The sequence below is a fragment of the Sporosarcina sp. SAFN-015 genome (assembly GCF_059415085.1).
Genome location: NZ_JBPFDR010000005.1, coordinates 248,992 through 250,715 on the forward strand (window position 1 = coordinate 248,992; position 1,724 = coordinate 250,715).

General features: G+C 49.3%; 10 tRNA genes and 2 rRNA genes. All 12 read right to left on the reverse strand.

Annotated features, from left to right (window positions below):
- Positions 1-23: 23 nt before the first annotated feature.
- Positions 24-97: transfer RNA gene (locus ACR65H_RS11410), tRNA-Trp, on the reverse strand.
- A gap of 6 nt (positions 98-103) precedes the next feature.
- Positions 104-188, reverse strand: a tRNA-Tyr gene (locus ACR65H_RS11415).
- A 12-nt stretch (positions 189-200) separates the two neighbouring features.
- Positions 201-273: transfer RNA gene (locus ACR65H_RS11420), tRNA-Thr, on the reverse strand.
- Between the two features lie 12 nt (positions 274-285).
- Positions 286-361, reverse strand: a tRNA-Phe gene (locus ACR65H_RS11425).
- A gap of 9 nt (positions 362-370) precedes the next feature.
- A tRNA-Asp gene (locus tag ACR65H_RS11430) sits at positions 371-446 on the reverse strand.
- A 3-nt stretch (positions 447-449) separates the two neighbouring features.
- Positions 450-524: transfer RNA gene (locus ACR65H_RS11435), tRNA-Met, on the reverse strand.
- 151 nt (positions 525-675) lie between these two features.
- Positions 676-751: transfer RNA gene (locus ACR65H_RS11440), tRNA-Val, on the reverse strand.
- A gap of 163 nt (positions 752-914) precedes the next feature.
- Positions 915-989: transfer RNA gene (locus tag ACR65H_RS11445), tRNA-Glu, on the reverse strand.
- A gap of 18 nt (positions 990-1,007) precedes the next feature.
- A tRNA-Ser gene (locus ACR65H_RS11450) sits at positions 1,008-1,098 on the reverse strand.
- Between the two features lie 3 nt (positions 1,099-1,101).
- A tRNA-Asn gene (locus tag ACR65H_RS11455) sits at positions 1,102-1,176 on the reverse strand.
- 49 nt (positions 1,177-1,225) lie between these two features.
- A 5S ribosomal RNA gene (gene rrf, locus ACR65H_RS11460) occupies positions 1,226-1,341 on the reverse strand.
- A 260-nt stretch (positions 1,342-1,601) separates the two neighbouring features.
- A 23S ribosomal RNA gene (locus ACR65H_RS11465) occupies positions 1,602-1,724 on the reverse strand; the annotation flags it as partial.

Here is a 1,724-nt window from a genome sequence, read left to right on the forward strand (position 1 = left end):
CCATAGTATTGGTTAAACAGAAATGGCAGGGGCAGTAGGAATCGAACCCACACCAAAGGTTTTGGAGACCTCTATTCTACCGTTAAACTATGCCCCTGTAAAATGGTGGTGGGGGACGGATTCGAACCGCCGAACCCGGAGGGAGCGGATTTACAGTCCGCCGCGTTTAGCCACTTCGCTACCCCACCAAGTAAAGAATATGCCGGCGATAGGAGTCGAACCCACGACCTACTGATTACAAGTCAGTTGCTCTACCAACTGAGCTACACCGGCATAATATTAAAATGGTGGCTCAGGACGGAATCGAACCGCCGACACAAGGATTTTCAGTCCTTTGCTCTACCGACTGAGCTACTGAGCCACATAAAAATGGCGGTCCCGACCGGGATCGAACCGGCGATCTCCTGCGTGACAGGCAGGCATGTTAACCGCTACACCACGGGACCTTTTGGTTGCGGGGGCAGGATTTGAACCTGCGACCTTCGGGTTATGAGCCCGACGAGCTACCACTGCTCCACCCCGCGATAATGTTAGATGTAGGAATTTTAAATCCTACGCTTTCAATTTTGCTTTGGGACTTTGCTGTAATTTCCTTTTAGGAAATTACACAAATCACATTCTGCGTGATGTGATTTGCTCCACCCCGCGATAATAATAATTCGTATTAAGAAATTATGGTGGAGGATGACGGGTTCGAACCGCCGACCCCCTGCTTGTAAGGCAGGTGCTCTCCCAGCTGAGCTAATCCTCCAGTTAAAATCGCGATAAGCTTCGCATTACTGCGTCATCTTCATTCGTTCAGTCAGTCACGTACTGTTGTACGCTCCTTCCCTCTCTCAATCGCTTCCTTGTCCTGCTCGCTTCTTCCGATTTAAACGGGAGCTGCAATCAAATGAAAAGGCTGTTCGTGAAAATGGTGACCCCTACGGGATTCGAACCCGTGTTACCGCCGTGAAAGGGCGGTGTCTTAACCGCTTGACCAAGGGGCCATATGTAAGTAATAAATCTGGCGGAGAGCAAGGGATTTGAACCCTTGATACGCGGTTAGCGTATACACGATTTCCAATCGTGCTCCTTCGGCCACTCGGACAGCTCTCCAATTGGCTCCGCAGGTAGGACTCGAACCTACGACCGATCGGTTAACAGCCGATTGCTCTACCACTGAGCTACTGCGGAATAATGTTAGCATGAGTTTTCAACTCGTTAAGTCATTTGAAGATTGACAGCCCAGCGACGTCTTACTCTCACAGGGGGAAGCCCCCTACTACCATCAGCGCTGAAGAGCTTAACTTCCGTGTTCGGTATGGGAACGGGTGTGACCTCTTCGCCATCATCACTGGACTTTTTTCACAAGACAAGATTTATTATATCATATCTGGTGAATAATTCAAGCGTTTTTTCAAAATAAATTATTTTGTTCGCTCAAAACCGGATAAAACCAACATTGTCGCTGAACCCAAGTTCAACCGTACTTCTTAACTGTCCAGCCTCAGCGGTCAGACGCTCGGGTCATAAGCCGTTCCGGCTGTGTGGCAAAGAGCGCCACTTCGCCGATCCGTCTTATGCCTGTCGCGTCTAAACGACCGCTTCGGCATTTCATATAGGTTAAGTCCTCGATCGATTAGTATCCGTCAGCTGCACGTGTCGCCACGCTTCCACCCCGGACCTATCCACCTCATCTTCTTTGAGGGATCTTACTTACAAATGTAATGGGAAATCTCATC